The organism is Roseivivax sp. CAU 1761, assembly GCF_054482755.1.
The window spans coordinates 71,499-97,543 of sequence record NZ_JBTLRM010000013.1 but is presented as its reverse complement, the minus strand read 5'-3'; the positions used below and the strand labels follow the sequence as shown (position 1 = coordinate 97,543).

The 26,045-nt window shown below is 70.1% G+C and carries 23 protein-coding genes; 6 read left to right on the top strand and 17 right to left on the bottom strand.

All coding sequences use genetic code 11. The features are described 5' to 3' along the window. Nucleotides 1–184: 184 nt before the first annotated feature. Both scpA and ACXYMW_RS10260 read right to left on the bottom strand, forming a co-directional pair. On the bottom strand, nucleotides 185–2,317 hold the full coding sequence (gene scpA / locus ACXYMW_RS10265; RefSeq protein ID WP_459035224.1) for a methylmalonyl-CoA mutase: 2,133 nt from the start codon (nucleotides 2,315–2,317) through the stop codon (nucleotides 185–187). Then, nucleotides 2,314–3,192, bottom strand: coding sequence for a hypothetical protein (locus ACXYMW_RS10260; protein ID WP_459035223.1), 879 nt, complete (start codon nucleotides 3,190–3,192; stop codon nucleotides 2,314–2,316). The genes scpA and ACXYMW_RS10260 overlap by 4 nt, the downstream gene beginning before the upstream one ends. A gap of 110 nt (nucleotides 3,193–3,302) precedes the next feature. Here ACXYMW_RS10260 and ACXYMW_RS10255 point away from each other — a divergent pair, with 110 nt between their 5' ends. Further along, a complete protein-coding gene (locus ACXYMW_RS10255) occupies nucleotides 3,303–3,755 on the top strand; it encodes a DUF4174 domain-containing protein (protein WP_459035222.1) in 453 nt (150 codons plus the stop codon). Between the two features lie 60 nt (nucleotides 3,756–3,815). On the opposite strand, the gene ACXYMW_RS10250 is transcribed toward ACXYMW_RS10255, so the two are convergent. The 5 genes from ACXYMW_RS10250 to ACXYMW_RS10230 form a co-directional block, all read right to left on the bottom strand. Next, a complete protein-coding gene (locus tag ACXYMW_RS10250; RefSeq protein WP_459035221.1) occupies nucleotides 3,816–5,861 on the bottom strand; it encodes an acetyl-CoA carboxylase biotin carboxylase subunit in 2,046 nt (681 codons plus the stop codon). A gap of 144 nt (nucleotides 5,862–6,005) precedes the next feature. After that, nucleotides 6,006–6,218, bottom strand: a complete 213-nt coding sequence (locus tag ACXYMW_RS10245; protein ID WP_459035220.1) for a hypothetical protein — start codon at nucleotides 6,216–6,218, stop codon at nucleotides 6,006–6,008. A 352-nt stretch (nucleotides 6,219–6,570) separates the two neighbouring features. Further along, entirely contained in the window at nucleotides 6,571–6,930 is a 360-nt protein-coding gene (locus tag ACXYMW_RS10240; RefSeq protein ID WP_459035219.1) for a hypothetical protein, read from the bottom strand. 81 nt (nucleotides 6,931–7,011) lie between these two features. Beyond that, nucleotides 7,012–7,155: a hypothetical protein gene (locus ACXYMW_RS10235; RefSeq protein WP_459035218.1), complete on the bottom strand. Its 144-nt coding sequence runs from the start codon at nucleotides 7,153–7,155 to the stop codon at nucleotides 7,012–7,014. Nucleotides 7,156–7,920: 765 nt separating this feature from the next. Further along, entirely contained in the window at nucleotides 7,921–9,453 is a 1,533-nt protein-coding gene (locus ACXYMW_RS10230; RefSeq protein ID WP_459035217.1) for an acyl-CoA carboxylase subunit beta, read from the bottom strand. Between the two features lie 200 nt (nucleotides 9,454–9,653). On the opposite strand from ACXYMW_RS10230, the gene ACXYMW_RS10225 reads away from it, so the two are divergent. Beyond that, a complete protein-coding gene (locus tag ACXYMW_RS10225; RefSeq protein ID WP_459035216.1) occupies nucleotides 9,654–10,880 on the top strand; it encodes a multidrug effflux MFS transporter in 1,227 nt (408 codons plus the stop codon). 98 nt (nucleotides 10,881–10,978) lie between these two features. Beyond that, nucleotides 10,979–12,376 carry a helix-turn-helix domain-containing protein gene (locus tag ACXYMW_RS10220; protein ID WP_459035215.1) on the top strand — a complete coding sequence of 466 codons (1,398 nt, stop codon included), beginning with the start codon at nucleotides 10,979–10,981 and terminating at the stop codon, nucleotides 12,374–12,376. Here the strand turns inward: ACXYMW_RS10220 and ACXYMW_RS10215 are convergent. The 4 genes from ACXYMW_RS10215 to gatC all read right to left on the bottom strand — a co-directional run bounded on the left by ACXYMW_RS10215 (nucleotide 12,361) and on the right by gatC (nucleotide 15,577). Beyond that, nucleotides 12,361–12,969, bottom strand: a complete 609-nt coding sequence (locus tag ACXYMW_RS10215; RefSeq protein ID WP_459035227.1) for an N-acetylmuramoyl-L-alanine amidase — start codon at nucleotides 12,967–12,969, stop codon at nucleotides 12,361–12,363. The two genes, ACXYMW_RS10220 and ACXYMW_RS10215, sit on opposite strands and share 16 nt — an antisense overlap. 68 nt (nucleotides 12,970–13,037) lie before the next feature. Continuing rightward, nucleotides 13,038–13,763, bottom strand: a complete 726-nt coding sequence (locus ACXYMW_RS10210; RefSeq protein ID WP_459035214.1) for a hypothetical protein — start codon at nucleotides 13,761–13,763, stop codon at nucleotides 13,038–13,040. Nucleotides 13,764–13,805: 42 nt separating this feature from the next. Continuing rightward, on the bottom strand, nucleotides 13,806–15,293 hold the full coding sequence (gene gatA, locus ACXYMW_RS10205; RefSeq protein WP_459035213.1) for an Asp-tRNA(Asn)/Glu-tRNA(Gln) amidotransferase subunit GatA: 1,488 nt from the start codon (nucleotides 15,291–15,293) through the stop codon (nucleotides 13,806–13,808). Continuing rightward, complete coding sequence (gene gatC, locus ACXYMW_RS10200; RefSeq protein WP_459035212.1) at nucleotides 15,290–15,577, bottom strand: Asp-tRNA(Asn)/Glu-tRNA(Gln) amidotransferase subunit GatC; 288 nt, start codon at nucleotides 15,575–15,577, stop codon at nucleotides 15,290–15,292. The genes gatA and gatC overlap by 4 nt, the downstream gene beginning before the upstream one ends. 166 nt (nucleotides 15,578–15,743) lie before the next feature. Here gatC and ACXYMW_RS10195 point away from each other — a divergent pair, with 166 nt between their 5' ends. The 3 genes from ACXYMW_RS10195 to ACXYMW_RS10185 all read left to right on the top strand — a co-directional run bounded on the left by ACXYMW_RS10195 (nucleotide 15,744) and on the right by ACXYMW_RS10185 (nucleotide 18,841). After that, nucleotides 15,744–16,436, top strand: coding sequence for a metal-dependent hydrolase (locus ACXYMW_RS10195; protein WP_459035211.1), 693 nt, complete (start codon nucleotides 15,744–15,746; stop codon nucleotides 16,434–16,436). Between the two features lie 64 nt (nucleotides 16,437–16,500). Beyond that, nucleotides 16,501–17,487 carry a hypothetical protein gene (locus ACXYMW_RS10190; protein WP_459035210.1) on the top strand — a complete coding sequence of 329 codons (987 nt, stop codon included), beginning with the start codon at nucleotides 16,501–16,503 and terminating at the stop codon, nucleotides 17,485–17,487. Nucleotides 17,488–17,548: 61 nt separating this feature from the next. Beyond that, the gene (locus ACXYMW_RS10185; protein WP_459035209.1) at nucleotides 17,549–18,841 is read left to right on the top strand and encodes an O-acetylhomoserine aminocarboxypropyltransferase/cysteine synthase family protein; all 1,293 of its coding nucleotides are present in this window, start codon (nucleotides 17,549–17,551) and stop codon (nucleotides 18,839–18,841) included. Nucleotides 18,842–19,241: 400 nt separating this feature from the next. On the opposite strand, the gene ACXYMW_RS10180 is transcribed toward ACXYMW_RS10185, so the two are convergent. From ACXYMW_RS10180 to ACXYMW_RS10155, 6 genes are all read right to left on the bottom strand, one after another. Next, on the bottom strand, nucleotides 19,242–20,144 hold the full coding sequence (locus ACXYMW_RS10180; RefSeq protein ID WP_459035208.1) for a fructose bisphosphate aldolase: 903 nt from the start codon (nucleotides 20,142–20,144) through the stop codon (nucleotides 19,242–19,244). A 91-nt stretch (nucleotides 20,145–20,235) separates the two neighbouring features. Further along, nucleotides 20,236–21,609, bottom strand: coding sequence for a cytochrome P450 (locus ACXYMW_RS10175; RefSeq protein ID WP_459035207.1), 1,374 nt, complete (start codon nucleotides 21,607–21,609; stop codon nucleotides 20,236–20,238). Further along, a complete protein-coding gene (locus ACXYMW_RS10170) occupies nucleotides 21,606–22,883 on the bottom strand; it encodes a hypothetical protein (protein WP_459035206.1) in 1,278 nt (425 codons plus the stop codon). The genes ACXYMW_RS10175 and ACXYMW_RS10170 overlap by 4 nt, the downstream gene beginning before the upstream one ends. Before the next feature lie 80 nt (nucleotides 22,884–22,963). Beyond that, the gene (trpS, locus tag ACXYMW_RS10165; protein ID WP_459035205.1) at nucleotides 22,964–23,983 is read right to left on the bottom strand and encodes a tryptophan--tRNA ligase; all 1,020 of its coding nucleotides are present in this window, start codon (nucleotides 23,981–23,983) and stop codon (nucleotides 22,964–22,966) included. Nucleotides 23,984–24,089: 106 nt separating this feature from the next. Continuing rightward, nucleotides 24,090–25,058, bottom strand: a complete 969-nt coding sequence (locus tag ACXYMW_RS10160; protein ID WP_459035204.1) for an ABC transporter ATP-binding protein — start codon at nucleotides 25,056–25,058, stop codon at nucleotides 24,090–24,092. Then, nucleotides 25,055–26,044, bottom strand: a complete 990-nt coding sequence (locus ACXYMW_RS10155; RefSeq protein ID WP_459035203.1) for an ABC transporter ATP-binding protein — start codon at nucleotides 26,042–26,044, stop codon at nucleotides 25,055–25,057. Before ACXYMW_RS10155 ends, ACXYMW_RS10160 begins: the two co-directional genes overlap by 4 nt. Between the last annotated feature and the right edge of the window lies 1 nt (nucleotide 26,045).

The window sequence follows — 26,045 nt, the reverse complement described above, 5'->3', positions numbered from 1 at the left end:
GTTGCTGAGGTGGGGATGGCTCGCCTCCCCGCGCCGGCATCCGGACATCGCGCCCGGGCCGCCGCCGGAGCGTCGGCGTCGCCGCGAGCGCGACCGGCACGGCAGGGGATGCCGCCCGGGGCCCGGTCGGCCGCCGGCCTGATCCACGGTGCGGCGGCGGGGACGGCGCGCCGCCCCGCAGCGATCACGCCGCGCGGGCCTCGCGGATCAGCCGCAGGATGTCCTGCGCCGCCTCGGGGATGTTGGTGCCCGGGCCGAAGATCGCCTTCACCCCGGCCTCCTTGAGGAAGGCGTAATCCTGCTGCGGGATCACCCCGCCGCAGATCACCAGGATGTCGCCGGCGCCGGCGGCCTCGAGCGCCTGCACGAGCTGCGGCGCCAGCGTCTTGTGCCCCGCCGCCTGGGACGAGATGCCGATCACGTGCACGTCGTTGTCGACCGCGTCCTGCGCCGCCTCCTCCGGGGTCTGGAAGAGCGGGCCGACATCGACGTCGAAGCCGATATCGGCGAAGGCCGTGGCGATCACCTTGGCGCCGCGGTCGTGGCCGTCCTGGCCCATCTTCACCACCAGCATGCGCGGCCGGCGGCCCTCCTCCTCGGCGAAATCCTCCACCGCCTTCTGGATCGCGGCGAAGCCCTCGTCGCCCTCGTAGGCCTTGCCGTAGACCCCCGCGAGGGTCTTCACCTCGGCCCGGTGACGGCCGAACACCTTTTCCATCGCCATCGAAATCTCTCCCACGCTGGCGCGCGCCCGCGCCGCTTCCACCGCGGCCTCGAGAAGGTTGCCGCCCTCCCCGGCCCGCCGTTCCAGTTCCTTCAGCGCCGCGTCGCAGGCCGCCTGGTCGCGGCCGGCGCGGATGCGCTCCAGCGCCGCGACCTGGGCCTCGCGCACCTTGGCATTGTCGATGTCGAGAATGTCGAGGTCGTCCTCCTTCTCGAGCCGGTACTTGTTGACGCCGACGATGACGTCCTCGCCGCGGTCGATGCGGGCCTGGCGCATCGCCGCCGCCTCCTCGATGCGGAGCTTCGGCATGCCCGAGGCCACCGCCTTGGTCATGCCGCCCATCTCGTCGACCTCGCGGATCATCTCCCAGGCCTTCTCGGCCATGTCGTGGGTCAGCTTCTCGACGTAGTAGGAGCCGGCCAGCGGATCGACGACCTTGGTGACCCCGGTCTCCTCCTGCAGGATCAGCTGGGTGTTGCGGGCGATCCGGGCGGAGAAGTCGGTGGGCAGCGCCATCGCCTCGTCGAGCGCGTTGGTGTGCAGCGACTGGGTGCCGCCCAGGACCGCCGACATCGCCTCGTAGGCGGTGCGGATGACGTTGTTGTAGGGGTCCTGCTCGGCCAACGACACGCCCGAGGTCTGGCAATGGGTGCGCAGCATCTTGGAGCGCGGATCCTTGGCGCCCATCTCAGTCATGATGCGGTGCCAGAGCATGCGCGCGGCGCGCAGCTTGGCGGCCTCCATGAAGAAGTTCTTGCCGATGGCGAAGAAGAAGGACAGCCGGCCGGCGAACTTGTCCACGTCCATGCCGCGGTCCATCGCCGCGGCGACGTATTCCTTGCCGTCGGCCAGCGTGTAGGCCAGCTCCTGCACCAGCGTCGCCCCGGCCTCCTGCATGTGGTAGCCGGAGATCGAGATCGAGTTGAAGCGCGGCATCTCGTTCGAGGTGTATTCGATGATGTCGGCAACGATCCGCATCGAGGGCTCGGGCGGGTAGATGTAGGTGTTGCGGACCATGAACTCCTTCAGGATGTCGTTCTGGATGGTCCCCGAGAGCACGGCGCGGGAATGGCCCTGCTCCTCGCCGGCGACGATGAAGCTCGCCAGCACCGGGATCACCGCGCCGTTCATGGTCATCGACACCGACACCTGGTCGAGCGGGATGCCGTCGAACAGCACCTTCATGTCCTCGACCGAGTCGATCGCCACCCCGGCCTTGCCGACATCGCCGACGACGCGCGGGTGGTCGCTGTCATAGCCGCGATGGGTGGCAAGGTCGAAGGCGACCGACACGCCCTGCTGCCCGGCGGCCAGCGCCTTGCGGTAGAAGCGGTTCGATTCCTCGGCGGTCGAGAAGCCGGCATATTGCCGGATCGTCCAGGGCCGGCCGGCATACATCGTCGCCCGGACGCCGCGGGTGAAGGGCTCGATCCCCGGCAGGGTGCCGAGATGGTCGAGACCCGCGATGTCCTCGGCGGTGTAGAGCGGCTGGATGTCGAGCCCCTCGATGGTTTTCCAGACGAGGTCGTCAGGGCCGCGCCCGCGCAGTTCCTTTTCGGCCTGTTTGCGCCAGGCCGCCTTCGCATCGCTCATGTCTCTACTCCCTTGTTCGCGGCGGCCGGCGCGGGTTCCGCGCGGACGGCCTCCGGTGTCTCGACAAGCCGGGCAAGGCCCGAGGCCCCGTCCCGCAACCATTGCAGATCGGCGTCGTGGGCCTCGCGCAGCAGCGCCGCGGCCTCGGCATCGAAGGGCCGCCAGCGGCCGGTGCCGGCGGGCAGGCGCCCGGGATCGCCGCCGCGTTCGGCCACCAGGGCGCGCAGCGCGGCGAGATCGGGCGAGCCGTTGGCGCGATATTGTCCAGGCCGCGCCGGGCGGGGGGCGGCCCCGTCGCCCAAAAGCGCCAGCAGCGCCTCGGGCCGCGCCGCGAAGCCCTCGTGGCAGGTCACCACGATCTCGGCCCCGGGCACCGCCGCGGCGACCTCCTCGATCACCTGGCGCCAGCTTCGGGCGCTGCCCAGAATGGCGGCCCGCGTGTCGCGGTCGGGCACCGCGGCGCCGCGCGCCACCAGGTAGGCCAGCAGCGAGGCCCAATAGGCGTCGAGCGCGCGAATCTGGATCGCCACCCGCGCCACCGGGCCGAAGGCCGCGGCGATCCGCGCCATGCGCCGTCCGGCCTGCGGATAGAGCGCGCGGCGCTGCAGGTTGTGCCGCGGCGTGCCCAGCATGTTCTCGTCGCTCGCCAGCAGGAGCCGCGCCCCCCCGGCCCGCGCCTCTGCCACCGCGGCGGCGAGGCGGCGGCGGTCGGTCTCGGTCTCGTGATCGTGTCCGACCTCGCCCATTAGCCCCGCCCGCAGCTCCCGCGGCGTCCAGATCACGGCCTCCGTGAGGCCCGGCCGTGCGGCCCGGAGGTAGCGCTGGAAGCTGGTCGTGGCGCAGCGATGGGCGCCGGAATGCAGCACGATGCGCATGTCAGGACCCGGTCGCGGCGGGCCAAGCGCCCGTGCGCTCGCAAAGATTTTTCCGCCCGCGGGCGCTCGCGGCTTGGGCAAGCCGGCCGCGCCTGCCTATATTCGACCGCATGACCCGTGCATTCCTGTTTGCCATTGCCCTGTCCCTCGCCGCGCCGCTGCCCGCCGCCGCCGCCGATGCCGCCCAGACCGACGAGATCGTGCTGCCGGCCGCGGAGCGCAGCCTCGACGAGTTCCTGTGGCTCAAACGCCCGGTCGTGGTCTTCGCCGACAGCCCGGCCGATCCGCGATATGTCCAGCAGATGCAGTTCATCACCCAGCGGCTGGACGCGCTGGCCGAGCGCGACGTGGTGGTGCTGACCGACGCCGACCCGGCGGCGCGCTCCGAGATCCGCCGCACCCTGCGGCCGCGCGGCTTCATGCTGGTGCTGATCGACAAGGACGGCACCCGGGTGCTCCGCAAGCCCCTGCCCTGGGACGTGCGCGAGCTGTCGCGCTCGATCGACAAGCTGCCGCTCCGGCAGCAGGAAATCCGCGACCGGCGCGGCACGCCGCGCGGCTGAGCCGGGACCGCAGGGTCCCGGCCAGCGCCGCGCGGGAGGGCGTCGCCGCGCCGCATCGCCTCACTCGAACTCCATGATCACGTCGTCGACGGCGAGGCTGTCGCCCTCGGCGGCGTTGAGCTTGGAGACCGTGGCCTTCTTCTCGGCGCGCAGGATGTTCTCCATCTTCATCGCCTCGACGGTGGCCAAGGCCTGGCCCTCCTGGACCTCGTCGCCCTCGCCGACATGCAGCTTCACCACCAGCCCGGGCATCGGGCAGAGCAGCATCTTGGACGTGTCGGCCGCCTCCTTCTCGGGCATCAGCCGCGCCAGTTCGGCCTGCCGCGGGGTGCGCACATGCACCTTGAGATCGGCCCCGCGGGTGCGCAGCCGGAAGCCGCCCGGCACCTTGCCGACCTTGAGCACCAGGGGGGCGCCGTCGACCCGCATGCGGGCCAGCTTGTCGCCCGGCGTCCAGTCGCCCTGCACCCGCATCTCGGCGCCGTCGGCGAAGCGGATCGTCGCGCCGTCGCGGTCGGCGGCCACCGCGACGTCGAAATCGCTGCCCTGAAGGGCCACGTTCCAGGCATCGCCCACCAGCCGTTCGTGGTTGTCGAGCGTGCCGGAGATCCGCGCGCGCCGGATCTCGGCCACCCGGTTCATCGCTGCCGCCGCCGCCGCGATGCGGCGCAGCGCGTCCTCGCCCAGCTCGACGCCGTTGAAGCCCTCGGGATATTCCTCGGCGATGAAGGCGGTGGTCATCTCGCCCGCGACGAATTTCGGGTGGTCCATCACCGCCGAGAGGAACGGCAGGTTGTGGCCGATCCCCTCGACCTCGAAGCCGTCGAGCGCGTTGCGCATGCCCTCGATGGCGGTGGCGCGGTCGCGGCCCCAGGTACAGAGCTTGGCGATCATCGGGTCGTAATACATCGAGATCTCGCCGCCCTCGAAGACGCCGGTATCGTTGCGCACCGCGCCCTCGCCCGCCGGCGCGTCGCCCTGCCACTTGCCGGTCTCGAGAAGCGGGCCGGCGGCCACCTCCTCGGGCGGACGGTAGCGCGTCAGCCGGCCGATCGAGGGCAGGAAGCCGCGATAGGGATCCTCGGCATAGAGCCGGCTCTCGATGGCCCAGCCGGTCAGCGTCACGTCGTCCTGGGTGATCGACAGTTTCTCGCCGCCGGCGACGCGGATCATCTGCTCGACGAGATCGACGCCGGTGATCAGCTCGGTCACCGGGTGCTCGACCTGCAGCCGGGTGTTCATCTCGAGAAAGTAGAAGTTCTTCTCGCCGTCGACGATGAATTCCACCGTGCCGGCCGAGGCATAGCCCACCGCCTTGGCCAGCGCGCAGGCCTGTTCGCCCATGGCGCGGCGCGTCGTCTCGTCGAGAAACGGGCTCGGCGCCTCCTCGATGACCTTCTGGTTGCGGCGCTGGATCGAGCATTCGCGCTCGCCCAGATAGATGCAATTGCCGTGCTGATCGGCCAGCACCTGGATCTCGATGTGGCGCGGCTGGGTGACGAACTTCTCGATGAAGATGCGGTCGTCGCCGAAGGAGTTCGCCGCCTCGTTCTTCGAGGACTGGAAGCCCTCGCGCGCCTCCTGGTCGTTCCAGGCGATGCGCATGCCCTTGCCGCCGCCGCCCGCGCTGGCCTTGATCATCACCGGGTAGCCGATCTCGGCCGAGATCTTCACCGCCTCCTCGGCATCCTCGATCAGGCCCATATAGCCGGGCACGGTGGAGACCCCGGCCTCCTGGGCGATCTTCTTGGAGGTGATCTTGTCGCCCATCGCCTCGATCGCCTTGACCGGGGGGCCGATGAAGGCGACGCCCGCGGCGTCCAGCGCCTGGGCAAACTTCGGGTTCTCCGACAGGAAGCCGTAGCCCGGATGCACCGCCTCGGCGCCGCTCTCGCGGATCGCCGCCATCACCTTGTCGATTACGATGTAGGACTGGTTGGCCGGGGCCGGGCCGATATGGATCGCCTCGTCGGCCATCTCGACATGCAGCGCCAGCTTGTCGGCGTCGGAATAGACCGCGACCGTGGCGATGCCCATCTTGCGCGCCGTCTTGATGACGCGGCAGGCAATCTCGCCCCGGTTGGCAATCAGGATCTTCTTGAACATCTCCGTCCCTTTCCGGAAGTCCGGTCCGCGGGCGCCGCTCCCCGGGGCGCGGCGGACACGAAAAAGGCCACCGGAGCCGTGAGCTCCGATGGCCGAAAACCTTGGCGTCCGAGGCTTCGCGGGGAAGCCTGCGGCGCGAACGTCTTAGTTGCAGTAGCGCGGCGTGACGTCGTCGCAGACGACCCCGGCCGTTGCGCCCACTGCGGCACCGATGGTGCCGTCGCCGCCGGTTGCGCGGTCGACGAGGTAGCCTGCGCCGGCACCCATGCCGGCACGCGGGAGATCGCTGGACTCGCAGGCCGCCAGGCCGAAGCCTGCCAGCGCGAGCACCGCGGTGAGTTTGACATTCTTACGCATGAGGGATGCTCCCTTCGTTCCGCTCGACAATATGCACGACAAACGCATCGTGCCGGTGTGATGTTCCCGCCCCGGTCAGACAGCGCCGAAGCGCCGCCGGTCCGGACCCCCGCACCCGGCCGAGGCCGCACACGGAAAGACCCGGACGGCCGGACAGGGGAAGGTCCGGGCCGCCCGGTAGGGGAAGGGTTACGGTGTGAGAGGAGCGCCGAAAAGAGCGCTCCGATCGCAAGAGCCCCGCAATCTGGGGACACACTGACAGAACCAGAGCGCGCCCCGCTGGCCAAGCCCGCGCCGCGGTCGGCCCGATGATCGGCCCGAACCCGCGCAGAATCGGGGGCGCTCGGCAAGTTCATGCCCAAATGTCCGGATCGAAGGCGTCGGGGAAACTGGCCCGTGCCGCGCCCTCGTCGAGAACCAGCAGCGCCTCATAGGAGGTCGGATCGAAGGGATCGTCGACCGGCAGCACCTCGCGGCCGAACAGCCAGGACAGGCGGCCGGCATCGAGATTGCCGCGCTCGAAGGGGTCGGAGCCGAAGAAGTGCCAGAGCGCGGCGACGAAATAGGTGTCGGCGCGGCGGTCGGCAGCCCGGCGATCGGCATAGCGCTCGCGCCGGACGATCGGGGTGGCGCCCTTGGGATTGGCGCGCCGGATGGTGAACTGGAAATCGCTGCCGGGCAGACGCCCGGGAAAGCCGCGGTGCTTGATCATCGGGGGGCCTCCGTCCGGGGACGGGACCGCGACAGGCCCGGAAGCGGGACGGACCCTACGAGGGCCCGCCCCGTAGGTCGCTTACTTGTACTTACCGGTGTAGACCGGCTCCGCGGTGATCGGCTCGGGCTCGACCACAACGAACTCTTCTTCTTCCTGCTGGCCGCACGCAGCGAGCGTTGCGACGAAACCGAACATGGCAAGCAGTTTGATGCTCTTGGACATCTTTGTCTCCTGTCTGTGTTCAAGGCACGCGAACGCGCACGCGGCACGCACCGTCCCTCTAACATAGTAGCAGTCACGAATTTGCGACCAAGCCCCAAGCTATCGGAATTCCTAAGGGAATGATATGCGGCCCCAGCGCGACCCGCGCCCTGTGTCTCGAAAGCCTCACACCGGGTGGTTTTCGTAGTGAAAAACACAACATGTAGGCGAACTGCGTTCATCACCTCTACATCCGGTGTGTTCCGAAGTTTTTTCGGAATCCGGAATCCTTTTCCGGACAGCGTGTTTTCAAGGGGGTTCACGGCGCCGCGAGCGGCCGTGCGGACGGCTCCGGGGACAAGGTCTTGACACGGGGTCGGCGCGACCGTCGCGGGCGCCCTGCCGGGCCGTGCCGGTGCCTGGACGCGCGACCGCCCTGCGCCGGAGCCGGGCCTTTGATGCGATGCGGATGAGGGGGTGCAGCCCCGACCCCTCGAAAGGGCTCCTCCCGTCAGGGCTGCGAGAATGCGGGTCGTCCCCGCGTTCGATGGGGCGTCACGATCCGCGCAATCCTCGCGCCGACCCATCGCCCGATCCTTGGTCAGGACCCGTGTTCCGCGACCCGATTCGCGGCCTGCCCGGATTTCGGGCACGCGGCGCGGGAAGCTGCTGGATTCCTGAACTTGTCTCAATTGTGATACCACGATTCGGAATTCGATCAAGACTTATGTCTTAGGCGCGCTCCGGGCCCGGGGGCCGGCCCCGCGGCCCGCCCCCGCCATCCGCTCAGAGCGGAATGTTGTCGTGCTTCTTCCACGGGTTGGAGAGCTTCTTGCCGCGCAGGGCGGCGAAGGCGCGACTCACCCGGCGGCGGGTCGAGCGCGGCTGGATCACCTCGTCGATGAAGCCCTTCTCGGCCGCCACGAAGGGATTGGCGAAGCGGGTCTCGTATTCCTTGGTCCGCGCGGCGATCTTCTCGGCATCGCCGAGCTCCGAGCGGTAGAGGATCTCGGTCGCCCCCTTGGCGCCCATCACCGCGATCTCGGCGGTGGGCCAGGCATAGTTGAAATCGCCGCGCAGGTGCTTCGAGGCCATCACGTCATAGGCGCCGCCATAGGCCTTGCGGGTGATCACCGTGACCTTCGGCACCGTCGCCTCGCCATAGGCAAACAGCAGCTTGGCGCCGTGCTTGATGACGCCGCCATATTCCTGTCCGGTGCCCGGCAGGAAGCCCGGCACGTCGACGAAGGTCAGGATCGGGATCTCGAAGGCGTCGCAGAAGCGCACGAAGCGCGCCGCCTTGCGGCTGGAATCGATGTCGAGGCAGCCGGCGAGCACCATCGGCTGGTTGGCCACCACGCCCACGGTCTGGCCTTCGAGCCGGATGAAGCCGGTGATGATGTTCTTGGCGAACTCCGCCTGGATCTCGTAGAAGTCGCCCTCGTCGGCGACCTTCTCGATCAGCTCCTTCATGTCGTAGGGGGTGTTGGCGTTCTCCGGCACCAGCGTGTCGAGCGAGGCCTCGATGCGGCCGGGCTCGTCGAAGAACGGCCGCACCGGCGGCTTCTCGCGGTTCGACAGCGGCAGGTAGTCGACCAGCCGGCGCACCTCGGCCAGGGCCTCGACGTCGTTCTCGAAGGCGCCGTCGGCGACCGAGCTCTTCTTGGTGTGGGTCGAGGCGCCGCCGAGCTCTTCGGCGGTCACCACCTCGTTGGTCACCGTCTTCACCACGTCGGGGCCTGTGACGAACATGTAGGACGAATCCTTCACCATGAAGATGAAGTCGGTCATCGCCGGGGAATAGACCGCGCCGCCGGCGCAGGGCCCCATGATCACCGAGATCTGCGGGATCACCCCCGAGGCCATGATGTTGCGCTGGAAGACCTCGGCATAGCCCGCGAGGCTCGCCACGCCCTCCTGGATGCGGGCACCGCCCGAATCGTTCAGCCCGATCACCGGCGCGCCGTTCTGCATCGCCATGTCCATGATCTTGCAGATCTTCTGGGCGTGGGTCTCGCTGAGCGAGCCGCCGAAGACGGTGAAGTCCTGGGAGAAGACATAGACCATGCGGCCGTTGATCGTGCCCCATCCGGTGATCACGCCGTCGCCGTAGGGCCGGCTGTCCTCCATGCCGAAATCGGTACAGCGATGGGCGACGAACATGTCGAATTCCTCGAACGAGCCCTCGTCGAGCAGCAGCTCGATCCGCTCGCGCGCCGTCAGCTTGCCCTTGGCGTGCTGGGCGTCGATGCGCTTCTGTCCGCCGCCCAGCCGCGCCTCGGCGCGGCGGTGCTCGAGCTCTTCGAGGATGTCCTTCATGACCCGCTCCCTTCGTCAATTGGCGCGGACCTTACAGGGCGCGGGGCGGGCCTCAAGAATTTTCCGGCAAATTTGCAAACTCGGGAAACACGTCCGAATGAAGATTGCATAATCGCAAATCGGCGCCCGACTGCCGCGCAAACCCGGTCCGGCGGGGCGCTGGCATGGACAGATCCCGCGGCCGCGCCTATCCCTCTGCCATGCAGAGCGTTCCCGCCGTCCGGTTTCTCGACCGCGCCACCCCGCCACACATCGTCACGCTGATCCTCCTGTCGGGGCTTTCGGCGCTGGCGATGAACATCTTCCTGCCCAGCCTGCCCGCCATGGCGGAGCATTTCGACACCGAATACCGGCTCGTGCAGCTCTCGGTGGCGGTCTATCTGGGCGTCAACGCGGTTCTGCAGGTCTTCATCGGCCCGGTCTCGGACAAGCTCGGGCGGCGTCCAGTGATCCTCGCCGGTCTGGCGATCTTCGTTCTGGCGACGCTCGGCTGCCTCGTGGCGCGCGACGTCTACGTCTTCCTGGCCTTCCGCATGGTCCAGGCGGCGGTGGTGACCGGCATGGTGCTCGGCCGGGCGGTGGTCCGCGACATGGTCCCGCAGGACCGCGCCGCCTCGATGATCGGCTACGTCACCATGGGCATGGCGGTGGTGCCGATGATCGGCCCGGCGATCGGCGGCGGGCTCGACCAGCTGTTCGGCTGGGAGGCGAATTTCTGGCTGCTGCTGATCCTCGGCCTGGCGCTGATCTGGCTCACCTGGCGCGACCTGGGCGAGACCGCGCGGCCCTCCGGGCTGACCCTCGGCGCGCAGTTCCGCGAATATCCCGAATTGCTGCGCAGCCCGCGCTTCTGGGGCTATGCACTGGCCGCCGCCTTCTCCTCGGGGGCGTTCTTCTCCTATCTCGGCGGCGCGCCCTTCGTGGGCTCCGAGGTGTTCGGCCTCGCCCCGGCGCGGCTCGGCGTCTATTTCGGCGCGCCGGCGCTCGGCTACGTGGCCGGCAATTTCCTGTCGGGCCGCTATTCCATGCGCTTCGGCGTCAACCGCATGGTGCTCACCGGGGCCCTGGTGAACGCCATCGGGGTGCTGGCCTCGATGAGCGTCTTCGCCGCCGGCGCCGGATCGGCGCTGAGCTTCTTCGGCTTCATGTGCTTCGTCGGGCTCGGCAACGGCATGACCATCCCCAACGCCACCGCCGGCGCGCTCTCGGTGCGGCCGCATCTCGCCGGCACCGCCTCGGGGCTGGCCGGCGCGATCATGATCGGCGGCGGCGCCGCGCTCTCGGCGCTGGCCGGCGCGCTGCTGCATCCCGGCACCGGGCCCTGGCCGCTGCTCTGGCTGCAATTCGCCACCGGGATCTGCGGCGTCGCCGCCATCGCCGTGGTGATCCTGCGCGAGGCGCAGCTCGACCGCCGCGCGCAGTCCTGAGCCGCCTGCGCTTGGCCCGAGCGCCGGGGCTCTGGACGCCGTGGCAGAAATCTGCAAACTCGCGCCCAGCCCCCAGCGAAGTCGCAAAGTCACCCGCCATGCCCGTCCAGAAGCTCTATGCCGGCGCCAAGCTGCGCGACCTGCGCGGCCGGCTCGCCCTGACCCAGAAGGAGTTCGCCGGCAAGCTGGGCATCTCCCTGCCCTACCTGAACCAGATGGAGAACAACAACCGGCCGGTCTCGACCACCGTGCTGCTGGCGCTGGCGCAGGAGTTCGGCTTCGACGTCACCGAACTGGGCCAGGGCGATGCCGAGCGGCTGGTCACCGACATGCGCGAGGCGCTGACCGACCCGATCTTCGCCGAGGCCCCGGCGCTGGCGGATCTGCGGCTCACCGCAGGCAACGCGCCGGCGCTGGCCCGGGCTTTCCTCGAACTGCACCGCGCCTACCGCCAGACCCATGAACGGCTGGCCTCGCTCGACGAGGCGCTGGGCCGCGAGGGCGCGCAGCTGCAGCCCAGCCCGTGGGAGGAGGTGCGCGACTTCTTCCATTACTGCGACAATTACGTCGACGCCGTGGACCGCGCCGCCGAGCGCTACGGCCGGCTGGCCGAGGGTGAGGCCGATCTCGCCGGCGCGGTGGTGCGCCGGCTGGCGCGGCGCGGCATCGAGGTGCGGCTCGAGCGCAGCGGACCGCTGCGCCACTTCGACGCCGCAAGCGGCACGCTGACGCTGTCGGCGCTGGCCCCGCCCGAGACCCGCACCTTCCAGATGCTGCTGCAGGTGGCGCTGCTCGACCAGGAGAACCTGCTCGAGGCGACGCTCGACTTCGCCCGCTTCCAATCCGACGCAGCGCGCGCCATCGCCAAGATCGGGCTCGCCAACTACTTCGCCGGGGCCGCGCTGATGCCCTATTCCGACTTCCTCGCCGCGGCGCAGGAGACCCGGCACGACCTGGAATTGTTGTCCTCGCGGTTCGGCGCCTCGATCGAGCAGGTGGCGCACCGGCTCTCGACCCTGCAGCGCCCCGGCGCCAAGGGCATCCCGTTCTTCTTCGTCCGCGTCGATCAGGCCGGCACGATCACCAAGCGGCATTCCGCCACGCGGCTGCAATTCGCCCGCTATGGCGGCGCCTGCCCGCTCTGGATCGTGCACCGCGCCTTCGAGACGCCGGGCCGCTTCCTGCGCCAGCTGGCCGAGACGCCGGACGGCGTGCGCTACGTCAACCTAGCGCGCGACGTCTCGAAGCCGGGCGGCCATTTCGGCGCGCCGGTGCGGCGCTACGCCATCGCGCTGGGCTGCGAGGTCAAACATGCCGGGGCGCTGGTCTATGCCGACGGGCTCGACCTCGGGCGCGACGGCGCCTTCGAGCCGATCGGCATTTCCTGCCGTATCTGCGACCGCAAGGCCTGCCACCAGCGCTCGGTGCCGCCGCTGGAACGCCAGCTGACGATCCCGCCGGACCGCCGCGGCGTGCTGCCCTACGAGGTGGAATAGGCCGCTTCGGCCGCCGGCCAGCGCGCCGCCAGATCCGCCATCAGCGCGGCGTCGGTACGGTCGAGCGGCCCCGCGACGCGCGGCCGGAAGCGCATCCGGAAGGCGGCGAGCACCGCATCGCGCAGCTCCGGCGCCGGGTCGTAGCCGAAACGCGCGGCGTCGCGCCAGAACTCCCCCGGCGCCCGCGGCTCGGGCCGGATCGCCAGCCCGGCGCGGGCCAGCCGCGCCCAGTCGAAGCGCGGGCCCGGGTCGATCTTGCGCCCCGGCGCCATGTCGGAATGGCCGATCACCCGCGCCGGCGCGATCCGCCAGCGCGCCAGGATGCCCGGAAGCAGCGCCTCCAGCGCGTCCATCAGCGGCGCGGCGAAGGGCGACACGCCGTCATTGTCGAGCTCGATGCCGATGGAGCGGGAATTCATGTCGTCGATGCCGCCCCAGCGCCCGGCCCCGGCATGCCAGGCGCGCGCGCCTTCGTCGACCAGCTGCCATATGCGGCCGTCGCGGGCGATCAGGTAATGCGCCGAGACCTGCGCCTCGGGGCTCGAGAGCAGGTCGCGCGCCGCCTCGGCGCTTTGCATCGCGGTGTAGTGCAGGACCACGTGGTCGGGCCGGGCGCCGCCGCGCCGCGGCCCGTGATTGGGGCTCGGATGCGAAAGCGGCGTCAGCCCCGGGCCTTCCGGAACGGCGCCGGGTTCCAGCCGCAGGCGAAGCCGTCGCCATCGGCGTCGAGCCCCTCGCTGTCCTTCTCCGGGCCGCCGGCGGCCAGGAAGGCTTCCTGGGCCAGGTCGGCGGACCCGTAGGCGGCGCAGTTGCGCTCCTCGCGCTTCTTGGTGGCGAAGGCCGAGCGCGAATACTGCGCCTCGCCGACCCCGTGCGAGGTCGAGAGCGCGAAGCCCACGATGCTGACCGCGCCGTTGGGCCGCGACGGCACCGCGGTGGGCTCCACCACCTGATACTGCGCCCGGTTCTGGGCGATCATCTGGGCGTCTTCCTCGATCGAGCGCTCGCCCGAGACCGCGTCGAAATCGTTCTCGGCGGACATGCCGCCCACCGTGGCCGCGATGGCCGGCGCCGGGTTGCCGGGCGACGCATCGACCGGGCTCTGCCCGGAATTCTGCTCGCGGGCCAGCGCCGCGGCGGCCATCTCGGCGACATCGACATCGCCGGACGCGCCGGCGCCGCCGCTCGCGGCGCTCGGCGCCGGGCTCTGCGCCGCGGCGGCGCTGCGTCCGGTGGCGGGATCGGTGCGGCCCTCGAGTTCGGCATCGACGGCGGCGCGGCGGCCCTCGTCATAGGCGTCGAAGCCGGCCCCGCTGTCCGGGACGGCGGGCGCGCAGGCGCCCAGCGCGGCGGTGACGACGACGGCGGAAACCAGATGATAGCGCATGGCACCCCTCTCAGGCACGGGCTTCGGTAGCGGCGTTGCGCCTTACCACCATTTCTCGGGCTTGGCCACGAAGCCGGCTTCACGTTCCAGCGCGTAGGCGACATTCAGCAGGTCGGCCTCTTCCCACGGCCGGCCGATCAGCTGCAGGCCCAGCGGCAGGCCCTGCCGGTCGAGCCCGGTCGGGACCGAGATGCCGGGAAGGCCGGCGAGGTTCACCGTCACCGTGAAGACGTCGTTGAGATACATCTTCACCGGGTCGGCGTCCTGCATCTCGCCCAGGCCGAAGGCCGCGGACGGCGTGGCCGGCGTCAGGATGGCGTCGACGCCCTGCGCGAAGGCGTCTTCGAAATCCTTCTTGATCAGGGTCCGGACCTTGCGGGCGCGGTTGTAATAGGCGTCGTAATAGCCCGCCGAGAGCACGTAGGTGCCGACCATGACGCGGCGCTGCACCTCGTGGCCGAAGCCTTCGGCGCGGGTCTTCTCGTACATCTCGGTGATGCCGTCGCCCTGGGCGAGCTTGGCCCGGCGACCGTAGCGCACGCCGTCATAGCGCGCGAGGTTGGACGACGCCTCGGCCGGGGCGATGACGTAATAGGCCGGCAGCGCGTACTTGGTGTGCGGCAGCGAGATGTCGACGATCTTCGCCCCCGCGGCCTCGAGCATCGCCCGGCCCTCGGCCCAGAGCGCGTCGATCTCCTCGGGCATGCCGTCCATGTGGTATTCGCGCGGGATGCCGATCACCTTGCCGCGGATGTCGCCCGACAGCGCCGCCTCGAAATCCGGCACCGGCAGGTCGGCCGAGGTCGAATCCTTGGCGTCGTGGCCGCACATCGCCTTCAGCATGATCGCCGCGTCGCGCACGTCGCGGGTCATCGGCCCGGCCTGGTCGAGCGAGGACGCAAACGCGATGATGCCCCAGCGCGAGCAGCGCCCGTAGGTCGGCTTGACCCCGGTGATGCCGGTGAAGGCGGCGGGCTGGCGGATCGAGCCGCCGGTATCGGTGCCGGTGGCGCCGAGGCAGAGCCCGGCCGCGACCGCCGAGGCCGAGCCGCCCGACGAGCCCCCCGGCGTTAGCTGCGCCGCGTCGCCCTGCCGCTTCCACGGGTTCACCGCGGGGCCGTAGGTCGAGGTCTCGTTCGACGAGCCCATGGCGAACTCGTCCATGTTGAGCTTGCCCAGCATCACCGCGCCGTCGCCGAAAAGCTGCGACGTTACGGTGGATTCGTATTCCGGGCGGAAGCCGTCGAGGATGCGGCTGGCGGCCTGGCTGGCCACGCCCTCGGTGCAGAACAGGTCCTTGATGCCGAGCGGGATGCCGCACAGATCGGGCGCCTCACCGGCCTGCAGCCGGGCATCGGCCGCCTTTGCCATCTCGCGCGCCTTCTCGGGCGTCTTGTGGACGAAGGCGCCCAGCGCGTCAGCGCCCTCGATCTTGGCGAGGCAGGCCTCGGTCAGCTCGGTGCTGGTGATCTCGCCGCGGCGCAGGGCGTCGCGCGCCTCGGCGATCTTCATCTCGGTCGCGTCGCTCATTCCACCACCTTCGGCACGGCAAAGAACCCCTCGCGCGCATCCGGCGCATTCGACAGCACGCGCGCGGCATCGCCGCCCGCGGTCACCTCGTCGCGGCGGCGCTTGAGCCGCATCGGCGTCACCGACACCATCGGCTCGACTCCGTCGACATCGACGTCCTGGAGCTGTTCGATGAAGCCCAGGATGGTGTTGAATTCCTGCGCCAGCGCCGGCAGCGCCTCCTCCTCGACCCGGATGCGGGCGAGCTTCGCCACGCGCCGGGCGGTCTCGGTGTCGATGGACATGGGCCTTCCTCTCGCGCTCTGTCGCGTCTGTGTCGCGGTCTCGGGCCTGCGTTTAGCGCCGCGCGGGGCGGCCTTCAAGCGCATGGGCGGGCGCGGGCCGGAGCGCTCGACAGCGCCGGGGCGCCGCACTACCCATGAAGGCATCAGCGACGAGGAGACGCATTCCATGAAGATCATCTGGCTCGGCCATGCCTCCTTCCGCCTCGAGATCGGCGGCAAGGTGATCCTGCTCGACCCCTGGCTCAACGGGAACCCGACCTTTCCCGACGAGCGCCGCGCCGAGGCCATCGCCGGCGCCACCCATATCCTGCTGACGCACGGCCATTTCGACCATGCCGACGAGGCGGTGGGCCTGGCCAAGGAGCTCTCGGTGCCGGTGATCGGCCAGTTCGACCTGATGATGCACTGGGAAAGCGCCGAAAAAATCGAGGTCACCGGCTTCAACAAGGGCGGCACCGTGGATCTCGGCGGCATCGCGATCACCATGGTCAACGCCACCCATTCCTCGACCATGGCGGGGCCCAACGGCCCGGTCGGCGTCGGCACCGAATGCGGCTACATGATCGCCGCCGAGGGGCACGTGATCTACGTCTCGGGCGACACCGACGTGATGGCCGACATGGGCGTGTTCCAGGCGCTGCACCAGCCCGATATCGGCCTGCTTTGCGCCGGCGGGCATTTCACCATGGACATGAAGCGCGCCGCCTATGCGGCCAAGACCTTTTTCGACTTCAAGACGGTGATCCCCTACCATTACCGCTCCTTCCCGTTCCTTGAGCAATCCGCCGAGGTGCTGAAGGACGGCCTGCCCGGGGTCGAGGTGATCGAGCCCGAGGTGATGACGGCGATCGAGATTTGATCCCCCCGACCACCCTGCCCCGCGCCGGACTGCCGGCGCGCAACCCTGCCGCGGCGCGCCGCGCGTGACCGCGCCGCGCGTCGACGTGCTGATCGTGGCGCAGGCCGGGCGGCTGCAATACGAGGCCGCGCTCTTCGCGCTGTCGCTGGCCGCGAGCGGCACGTCGGAACGCTTCCGCCTGGTGGTGGCGGAGCCGCAGCCCGGGCCGCTCTGGCCCGAAGATCCGCGCATCGCGCCGGAGATCCGCGCCCTGCTGCAGGAATGCGGCGCCACCCTCCTCCCCTTCGAGAGCCGCCATTTCGGCGCCGCCTATCCCTACGGCAACAAGATCGAGGCGCTGTTGGCGCTGCCCGAGGGCGCGCCCTTCCTGTTCTTCGACAGCGACACGCTGATCCTCGGCTCGCTCGACGAGTTGCCGGTGGATTTCGACCGGCCGACCGCCTCGCTCCGCCGCGAGGGCACCTGGCCGGTGATCGAGCTCTACGGGCCGGGCTACACCGCCACCTGGAAGGCGCTCTACGACCGCTTCGGGCTCGACTTCGAAAGCTCGCTCGACCCGAGCTGGCCGGACGAGTACTGGCAGCGCTACCTCTATTTCAATGCCGGCTACTTCCATTACCGCTGCCCGCGGATCTTCGGCCGGTGCTTTCTCGACACCGCACTGGCGATCCGCGACGACCCGCCCCCCGAACTGGTCTGCCAGAGCCTCGACCCCTGGCTCGACCAGGTGGCGCTGCCGCTGGTGATCCACGCCCTGGGCGGCGGCCGCGACGCCCTGCCGCCGGGCTGGATCGACGGCCGGACCTCGTGCCATTACCGCACCCTGCCGCTGCTCTATGCCCGCGAGGACGCGGCCGTGGTGGCGCTGCTGGAGCGCATCACCGCGCCCAACCGCGTCAAGGCGCTGCTGAAATCCCACGAGCCGATCCGCCGCATGGTCTACCAGGGCCGCGGCGCCAGGGCGCGGGCGCTGTTCGACCGCGACGCCCTGCCCCGCCGCGAACAGGCCGTCCGCAACCGCCTGAAGCGGGAAGGACTCTGGATGCGCTGAGACCGCGTTGCCGTGCCTCCCCGGCGCCGCTAGCGTGGCGCAAAACCGCGGAGGAGAGGACATGACCGACACCCCGAGCTACGGCTTCGAGACCCTGCAGATCCATGCCGGCGCCCGGCCCGACCCGGCCACCGGCGCGCGCCAGACGCCGATCTACCAATCCACCGCCTACGTGTTCCGGGATGCCGACCACGCCGCGGCGCTCTTCAACCTGCAGGAGGTGGGCTACATCTATTCCCGCCTCACCAACCCGACCGTGTCGGTGCTGCAGGAGCGCATGGCGACGCTGGAGGGCGGCGCCGGCGCGATCTGCTGCTCCTCGGGCCACGCGGCGCAGATCATGGCGCTGTTCCCGCTGATGGGGCCGGGACGCAACGTCGTGGTCTCGACCCGGCTCTACGGCGGCTCGATCACCCAGTTCAGCCAGACCATCCAGCGCTTCGGCTGGTCGGCCAAGTTCGTTGATTTCGACGACATGGAAGCGGTCGCCGCGGCGATCGACGACGACACGCGGGCGATCTTCTGCGAATCGATCGCCAATCCCGGCGGCTACGTCACCGATCTCGACGCCGCCGCGAAAATCGCTTCCGAAGCCGGGGTGCCGCTGATCGTCGACAACACCTCGGCCACGCCCTATCTCTGCCGCCCGATCGAGCACGGCGCCACGCTGGTGGTGCATTCCATGACCAAGTACCTGACCGGCAACGGCACCGTCACCGGCGGCTGCGTGGTCGATTCGGGAACCTTCGACTGGTCGGCCTCGGACAAGTTCCCGTCGCTCTCCGCGCCCGAACCCGCCTATCACGGCCTGAAGTTTCACGAGACCTTTGGGCCGCTGGCCTTCACCTTCCACGGCATCGCGGTCGGCCTGCGCGATCTCGGCATGACGCTGAACCCGCAGGCCGCGCATTACACCCTGATGGGGATCGAGACGCTGAGCCTGCGGATGCAGCGCCATTGCGAGAATGCCGAGAAGATCGCCGCCTGGCTCGAGCGCCACCCGGCGGTGGCGGCGGTGACCTATGCCGGGCTGCCCTCCTCGCCCTCGCGCGAGCGCATGTCCCGGATCTGCCCGAAGGGCGCCGGCGGGCTGTTCACGGTGGCGCTGAAGGGCGGCTACGCGGCCTGCATGCGGCTCGTCGACAGCCTTGAGCTGTTCAGCCATGTCGCCAATCTCGGCGACACCCGCAGCCTGGTGATCCATTCCGCCTCGACCACCCACCGCCAGCTCAGCGAGGAGCAGCAGCGCGCGGCGGGCGCGGCGCCCGAGGTGGTGCGCTTCTCGATCGGCATCGAGGATGCCGACGACCTGATCCGCGATCTCGACCAGGCGCTGGCCAAGGCCGGCGGCTGAGATCTCTGCAAGGACGCGTGAGGGGCCGAGGCCCCTCACCGGTCGCGGCGCGGACGGGACAGGCCGCCGGAGCCCTGTCGCGCTGTTTCGAGTGACATGCGGAGCCGCGCGGCGACGGGCCGCGGCGCGGCGATCCCGACCGCGGAACCTCTTGGTTTATCGTGTCGGACCCGAAGAACATCGAAGCTGAGCGCAGAACCGACCAGATCGCCGGGCCGGGGGGCGGCCCGGCGAGGCGCGGCGGCCTGCGGGCTTTGCGCCGCGCAGGGGACCTTGCTCCGAGAGGCCGCAGAACGCGTGCGGCCCGGAGCATGGGGGGGGGGGTGCCCCCCCTTTTTACTCGGCCCGGCGTCCCCCTCAATTCACCCCGGGATATTTTCGCTCAGAAGAAGGCGAGCGGTCAGATCGAGGCGCGGTAGATCTTGTCGATGTTGGCGCCGAGCGCGTCGTTGAACTCGGCGTCGGATTGCTGCTTCGACAGGCCCTCGGTCAGGGCGCGGCTGAAGCTCGCGATCATCTTCGGGTTCTGCGACAGGCGTTGGCAGGCGTCGTCGGTCGAATAGCCGCCCGAAAGCGCCACCACGCGCACCACCCGGGGATGGTCGGCCAGCACGTCGTAGAGCCCGGGCTCGGAGGGGATGGTGAGCTTCAGCATCACCTCCGAGCCCTCGGCCAGCTTGTCGAGGCCGGCCTTGATCTCGTCGCGCAGGAGCGCCTCGGCCTCGGCCTTGGTCCCGGAATGGATGTCGACCTCGGGCTCGAGGATCGGCACCAGCCCGGCCCCGGTGACCACCCGGCCGACCTCGAATTGCTGCGCCACCACGTCGCGGATGCCCTTCGCGTCGGCCTCGTGGATCACCGAGCGCTCCTTGGTGCCGAAGATGCCGTGGCCACGGGCCTCGGCCAGAAGCTCCTCGAGCCCCGGCATCGGCTTCATCAGCTGCACGCCGTTCAGCTTCTCCGACAGGCCCTTGTCGATCTTCAGGAAGGGCACGATGCCGCGGCGGTCCCAGAGCGCCTGGGCGGTGGGCCGGCCCTCGACCTCGCCGCGCATGGTGCGCTCGAAGAGAATCGCGCCCAGCACCTTCTCGGAGGTGAACGAGGGGGCGGTGATGATCCGGGTCCGCATGTCGTGGATTTCGGCGAACATCGCCTCCTCGCCGTCATACTGGTCCTCGGTGACGCCGTAGAGTCGCAGCGCCTTGGGAGTGGAGCCGCCCGACTGGTCGAGCGCGGCGATGAAGCCCTGCCCGGTCGCCATACGCTGCTTCATCTGCTGGAAGGTCTCGATGTCCTTGGCCATGGCTCGCGGTCGTCCTCGTGTTGGTGTTGTCCTCGCCCCCCGGTCTACGCCATGCCGGCAGGCCGGCCTAGAGGCGTGACACGAATTAGCGCTAATCGTTAGCGCTAGCAGGCACTTGCGCCCGGGGCGCGAGGCGCAGCGCGATGCCGTGCCGGGCCCGCACGGTGAGATGGGCCACCGGCTCGGGCACCTTGCCCGGGACCGGGGCGACGCGGAGGTCGCGCAGGGCCGCGGCGAGCAGCAGCGGCCCCTCGATCATCGCGAAGCCGGCGCCGGGGCAGACCCGCGGCCCGGCGGAGAACGGCAGGTAGGCCTGGCGGGCGGAGGCGCGGCCCGCCGCCTCCTGCCAGCGCCCGGGATCGAAGGCGTCGGGATCGCGCCAGAGCCGTTCGTGGCGCCCGAGATGCCACGGGCTCAGCACCAGTTGCGCGCCGCGCGGCACGGCGCGGTCGCGGAAGCGCTCGGCCCGGGCGGCCTCGCGCACCATCATCGGCACCGGCGGGTAGAGCCGCAGCGTCTCGCGGAAGACGTCGCGGGCCGCCGTCATCCGGGCCATGGCGGCGAAACCGCCGTCGCAGGCGCGGGCCTCGGCGGCGACCCGGTCCTGCCAGCCGGGATGGGTGGCGAGGAGATAGAGTGCCCAGGCCAGCGCCGAGGCCGAGGTCTCGTGGCCGGCGAGAAAGAAGATCGCCACCTGGTCGACCATCTCCCCGGTGCTGAAGGTCGCCCCGGTTTCGGGGTCGCGGCTGGTCATGATCTTGGTGGCCAGGTCGTCGGGCGCGGTGCCGGCGGCGATCTCGTCTTGCCGCCGGACGCAGAGTTCGGCGATCAGGCCGCGCAGGCGCCGGGCGCTGGCCCGGGTCTGGCGCGCGAAGGGCCGCGGCAGCCAGCGCGGCAGCGGCACGAAGGCGGCGAGGTTGAGCAGCGGCTGGCTGCGCTGGTAGGCGCGGAACTCGGCGAACACGGCCTGCGCCAGCCGGTCCTCGATGGGGATCGAGAACAGCGTGCGGAAGATCACGTCGGCGGCGGCGTGGCTCGCCTCGGCCTCGATCTCGACCTCCTGCCCGGCGCGCGCCGCGAGCCGCGCCGCGAAGGCCTCCGCGGCGGCCTGCATGGCGGGCCAGGTGTCGCGCAGCCGGCCGCCCTCGAAGGCCGGGTCGATGATCCGGCGCTGGCGCGCCCAGGCGGCGCCGTTGGTGACGAAGATGCTGTCGCCGAGGAGCGGCCGCAGGCCCTCGGCGATGCGGCCGGATTTCGGAAAATCGCCCGGCCGCTCCTGCAGCACGAGGCGCACCAGCTCGGGCTGGTTGAGCAGGAAGGAGCGGAAGAACGGCGTGCGGAACTCCGCCATCCAGGCGCGGTAGAGCCGCGCCGGCTGGGCCGAGAGGATGTCGGCGCGAAACAGCCTTGCATGGCGCCAGAGCGAGACCCGCGCGGCCCGGGCGGGCGGCTTCGGCGGGATCATGCGGCGATCGAGGTGTATTTCGAGACCGCCGCGTCGATGCGGCTGGCCGAGGCCGGCCGGCCGGCATAGCGGCTGGCGAGGCTGAGCGGCCCGGCGGTGATGCGGAAGTAATCGTAGTCGCGCGGTCGGTCGAAGGCGCAGAGATACTGGAAATGCAGCCGGAAGAAGCGCCAGCGCAGCGCCTTCCAGCGCTCGCGGCTGAGGCTGCGGGTGAACTGCGCCGAGAAGACCAGCGGCCAGCGCTTGTCCTCGGGCGCCACGCCCGAGACCGCGACCGGATCGCAGAGCGCGAAGGCGCAGCCGTCGCCCGGGGCGGTCACGTCGACCCAGGTCAGCGCGCCGGAGGCCGCGAGCAGCCGCAGGTCGGCGCGCAGCCGGTGCGCCTCGGGCAGGAAGGACAGCATCGGCACCACCTGCCCCAGCGACAGGAAGGCGAGCTTCGGGCCGCAGCCCGGCACCCGGCCGTCGCGGATCAGGTCGGCGAGCACCGAGACCGCGAGATGGGCGCCGGAGGAATGCCCGACCACCAGCACCTCGTCGACATCGTCGGCCAGCGCTCCGGCCACGGCGTCGGCAAACTCCGCCATCCGCGCCTCGAGCGCCGGCGGGTTGGCGCCGCGCCAGCGCGCAGAGAAGGCGTAATCGTGCATCAGGTAATAGGCGAAGACGCGGTTGTCGCGGCGCCGGAACCAGCGCAGCAGCGCGGCCGCAGTAACGGCGCCGGCGAGCGCGCCAAGGGCCAGCGCGGGCGCCGTCCCGAGGCCGTCGGCCAGGAGGCGCAGCGCCAGCGCCAGCAGGCCCGCGGCCAGCCCCAGCGCCAGCGCGGCCTGGGCCAGCAGCATCGCCACCGGGTAGAGCGCGGCGATCACCGGGCCCTTGCGCAGCCGCATCAACCGCCACAGCGTGCCGGTCGCGAGATAGGTCCAGGCGGTGCGGAAGAGCTGGCCATAGGTGGCGGGAATCGAGCGCGACATGCTGTGCCGCACGATGTCGGACCAGACCAGAACCTCGATCCGGGCGGTGCTCTCGGCGCCCTCCATCGCCGCCGCGACCGACCAGCCGTAGCGGCCGCCGGGCGCGCCGGGCTCGGCCGCGGTCAGGCTCAGCTCGTAGCCCGAGATCGCCGCCTGCGCCGCGCCCTCCTTGCGGTAGAGTTCGCGGTAGCGGCGGGGATGGATCGGATCGTAGCCGGGGATGTAGAACACCCGGCGGCGGCGCACGTCCTGCGCCTTTGCCGGCTCGCGGCGCGCCCTGCCCTGCGGATCCTCTGCCATGTCTCTCCCCGGGGTGGTTGCGACCCCGAGGCTAGCCCGGCTTTCCGGCACCTGTAAGGCGAAAGCGCGGCCCGGCGGGTTCAGGTGCCGACGATGTCGCGCATCGCGGCGATCTTGGCCGCCGCCTCCTCCTTCACCCGGGCCGAGGCGCGCGCCATCATCGCCTCGAGCTCGCCGCGATCGGCGAGGTAGTCGTGGTAGCGCGCGCCGGCCTCTGCGAAGAGTTCGTCGACCTTGTCGGCGAGGATGCGCTTGGCCTCGCCGTAGCCCATGCCGCCATCCTCGAAGCGGGCGCGCAGATGCGCCACCTCGGCCGGATTGCCGAGCGCCCGGTACATCTGGAAGATGGTCGAGGCGTCGGGGTCCTTGGGCTCCTCGGGCTGCTTGCTGTCGGTGACGATCTTGTTGATCAGCTTGCGGTTCTTCTTGGGCTCCCCGAAGATCGGGATGACGTTGCCGTAGCTCTTGGACATCTTGCGCCCGTCGAGCCCGATCACCGCCTCGGCGTCCTTCTGCACCGAATGGTCGGGCAGCTTGAAGAACTCGGTGTCGTAGCGGCGGTTGAAGTAGCCGGCGATGTCGCGGGCGAACTCGACATGCTGGATCTGGTCCTTGCCCACCGGCACGATGTCGGCGTCGAAGAGCAGGATGTCGGCGGCCATCAGGATCGGATAGGTGAAGAGCCCCATATTGACGCCGTCATCGGGCTGCGCGCTGGGCTTCTCAGCATTGGCGTCGACCGCCGCCTTGTAGGCATGGGCGCGGTTCATCAGGCCCTTGGGCGTCACCGAGGACAGCACCTGGGTCAGCTCGAAGACCTCGGGCACGTCGGATTGGCGGTAGAAGCTGGTGGTCTCGAGGTCGAGCCCCAGCGCCAGGAAGCAGGCGGCGATCTCGTGCGTGAACTGGCGCACCGCGGCCGGGTCGCCGATCGAGTTCAGGGCGTGGTAATTGGCGATGAAGAGATAGTTGCGGCCGCCGGGATTGCCGGCGAAGAGGTCCAGCGTCGGGCGGATCATGCCGGAATAATTGCCGATATGGATGTGCCCGGTGGGCTTGATGCCCGTCAGGATCGCTGTGGTCTGGCTGGTCTCGCTCATCGCCTGTCGCCCTTTTTTCGCACGGGGCGAAGATGTGTTCGGTTTGCCCCCGGGGTTCAAGGCCAAAGCGGGCCCCGGGGGCAGATCGCCGCGGATTGCCGCGCCGTCAGTCGCCCTCGGGGTGGTAGCAGGCGAAGCGGTGCTCGGCGCCCTCGTAGGGCGGAAAGGCCTCGCGGCAGCGGTCGGTCGCCTTCCAGCAGCGCGGGTTGAACGGGCAGCCCGGCGGCACGTTCATCGGCGAGGGCAGTTCGCCCTCGAGCTTGATGCGGTTCTTCTGCGCCCGCGGATCGGCCACCGGCGTGGCCGAGAGCAGCGCCCGCGTGTAGGGGTGGCGCGGATTGCCGAAGACCTGGTCCTTGGGGCCGGTCTCCACCGGGCGTCCGAGATACATCACCATCACCTCGTCGGCGATGTGGCGCACCACCGACAGGTCGTGGCTGATGAACAGGTAGGCCAGCCCGAAGCGCTCCTGCAGGTCGTTCAGCAGGTTCAGGATCTGGCTCTGGATCGACAGGTCGAGGGCCGAGACCGGCTCGTCGAGGACGAGGATCTTCGGATCCAGCATCAGCGCCCGGGCCACCGCCACGCGCTGCCGCTGGCCGCCCGAGAACATGTGCGGGTAGCGCTCGAAATGCTCCTCCCGGAGGCCGACCAGACGCAGCATCTCGCGCGCCTTGGCCTCGCGCTCGGATTTCGACACGTCGGGCCGGTTCAGCAGCAGCGGCTCCATCAGCGTGTCGCCGATGGTCTGGCGCGGATTGAGCGAGCCGTAGGGGTCCTGGAACACGATCTGCACCGTGGCGCGCAGGTCGCGGTCCCGGGCGGCGCCCCTGGGGCCGACGGCGCGGCCCTCGATCTCGAGGCTGCCGCCCGAGGGCGGCTCGATCATCGTCACCACGCGGGCCAGCGTGGACTTGCCGCAGCCCGATTCGCCCACCACGGCGAGGGTGCGGCCGGGCCGCAGCTCGAAGCTGGCGCCGTCGAGGGCGCGGACGGTGGCGGCGGCGCGGAACGCCCCGCCGCCGATCTCGTAATGGCGCTGGAGGTTCTCGGCGCGCAGGATGGCGTCGCTCACGAGGCATTCTCCCGGTTGGTGGGCTGGCCGTTCAGCAGCGGATAATGGCAGAGCGCGCGGCCCATCTCGGGCGGTGCCGGCACCGGCTGGACGGCCTTGCAGCGGGCATCGGCGAAGCGGCAGCGCGGCGAGAACAGGCAGCCCTCGGGGCGGTCGAACTGTCCCGGCACGACGCCCGGAATGGTCGGCAGCCGGCGCTCGGTGGCGCGTTCGGGCAGCGCCGCGAGCAGCGCCGCGGTGTAGGGATGGTGCGGGTCGTCGAACAGCGCGCCGACCTCCTGCTCCTCGACCTTCTGGCCGGCATACTGGACCTGCACCCGCTTCACCGTCTCGGCCACCACGCCCATGTCGTGGGTGATCAGAATCAGCGCCATGCCGGTGGTTTCCTGCAGCCCGGTCAAGAGCTCGAGGATCTGCGCCTGGATCGTCACGTCGAGCGCCGTGGTGGGCTCGTCGGCGATCAGGAGCTTGGGCTCGCAGGCCAGCGCCATGGCGATCATCGCGCGCTGGCTCATGCCGCCCGACAGCTGGTGCGGGAAGGCCGAGAGCCGCTTTTCCGGCGCCGGGATGCCCACCAGCCGCATCAGCTCGACGGCGCGCTCCTGGCGGCCCTTGCGGTCGAGATCGGTGTGCTTCTTCAGGCTCTCGCGGATCTGGAAGCCCACGGTGAAGCACGGGTTGAGCGACGACATCGGCTCCTGGAAGATCATCGAGATGTCGCGCCCGATGATCTTGCGCCGGGCCCGCGCGCTCATGTTGCGCAGGTCGTGGCCGTCGAAGCGCATGGCATCGGCGGTCACCGTCGCGGTCCAGGGCAGAAGCCCCATCACCGCCAGCATCGAGACCGACTTGCCGGAGCCCGATTCGCCGACGATCGCCATCAGGTCGCCGGGCTCGACGCTCAGGTCGATGCCGTCGACGGCGCGGAACGGCCCCGAGGAGGTGGCGAAGTCCACCGAGAGGTTGCGGATTTCGAGGAGCGCCATG

What these genes read in the sequence shown, in the direction of transcription:
- trpS (WP_459035205.1), bottom strand. Translation starts at nt 23,983, where the DNA reads ATGAGCGAGACCAGCCAGACCACAGCGATCCTGACGGGCATCAAGCCC.
- ACXYMW_RS10255 (WP_459035222.1), top strand. Translation starts at nt 3,303, where the DNA reads ATGACCCGTGCATTCCTGTTTGCCATTGCCCTGTCCCTCGCCGCGCCG.
- ACXYMW_RS10210 (WP_459035214.1), bottom strand. Translation starts at nt 13,763, where the DNA reads ATGCGCTATCATCTGGTTTCCGCCGTCGTCGTCACCGCCGCGCTGGGC.
- ACXYMW_RS10230 (WP_459035217.1), bottom strand. Translation starts at nt 9,453, where the DNA reads ATGAAGGACATCCTCGAAGAGCTCGAGCACCGCCGCGCCGAGGCGCGG.
- ACXYMW_RS10175 (WP_459035207.1), bottom strand. Translation starts at nt 21,609, where the DNA reads ATGATCCCGCCGAAGCCGCCCGCCCGGGCCGCGCGGGTCTCGCTCTGG.
- gatC (WP_459035212.1), bottom strand. Translation starts at nt 15,577, where the DNA reads ATGTCCATCGACACCGAGACCGCCCGGCGCGTGGCGAAGCTCGCCCGC.
- ACXYMW_RS10250 (WP_459035221.1), bottom strand. Translation starts at nt 5,861, where the DNA reads ATGTTCAAGAAGATCCTGATTGCCAACCGGGGCGAGATTGCCTGCCGC.
- ACXYMW_RS10225 (WP_459035216.1), top strand. Translation starts at nt 9,654, where the DNA reads ATGCAGAGCGTTCCCGCCGTCCGGTTTCTCGACCGCGCCACCCCGCCA.
- ACXYMW_RS10195 (WP_459035211.1), top strand. Translation starts at nt 15,744, where the DNA reads ATGAAGATCATCTGGCTCGGCCATGCCTCCTTCCGCCTCGAGATCGGC.
- ACXYMW_RS10170 (WP_459035206.1), bottom strand. Translation starts at nt 22,883, where the DNA reads ATGGCAGAGGATCCGCAGGGCAGGGCGCGCCGCGAGCCGGCAAAGGCG.
- ACXYMW_RS10220 (WP_459035215.1), top strand. Translation starts at nt 10,979, where the DNA reads ATGCCCGTCCAGAAGCTCTATGCCGGCGCCAAGCTGCGCGACCTGCGC.
- ACXYMW_RS10240 (WP_459035219.1), bottom strand. Translation starts at nt 6,930, where the DNA reads ATGATCAAGCACCGCGGCTTTCCCGGGCGTCTGCCCGGCAGCGATTTC.
- ACXYMW_RS10235 (WP_459035218.1), bottom strand. Translation starts at nt 7,155, where the DNA reads ATGTCCAAGAGCATCAAACTGCTTGCCATGTTCGGTTTCGTCGCAACG.
- ACXYMW_RS10185 (WP_459035209.1), top strand. Translation starts at nt 17,549, where the DNA reads ATGACCGACACCCCGAGCTACGGCTTCGAGACCCTGCAGATCCATGCC.
- ACXYMW_RS10260 (WP_459035223.1), bottom strand. Translation starts at nt 3,192, where the DNA reads ATGCGCATCGTGCTGCATTCCGGCGCCCATCGCTGCGCCACGACCAGC.
- scpA (WP_459035224.1), bottom strand. Translation starts at nt 2,317, where the DNA reads ATGAGCGATGCGAAGGCGGCCTGGCGCAAACAGGCCGAAAAGGAACTG.
- ACXYMW_RS10155 (WP_459035203.1), bottom strand. Translation starts at nt 26,044, where the DNA reads ATGGCGCTCCTCGAAATCCGCAACCTCTCGGTGGACTTCGCCACCTCC.
- ACXYMW_RS10245 (WP_459035220.1), bottom strand. Translation starts at nt 6,218, where the DNA reads ATGCGTAAGAATGTCAAACTCACCGCGGTGCTCGCGCTGGCAGGCTTC.
- ACXYMW_RS10180 (WP_459035208.1), bottom strand. Translation starts at nt 20,144, where the DNA reads ATGGCCAAGGACATCGAGACCTTCCAGCAGATGAAGCAGCGTATGGCG.
- gatA (WP_459035213.1), bottom strand. Translation starts at nt 15,293, where the DNA reads ATGAGCGACGCGACCGAGATGAAGATCGCCGAGGCGCGCGACGCCCTG.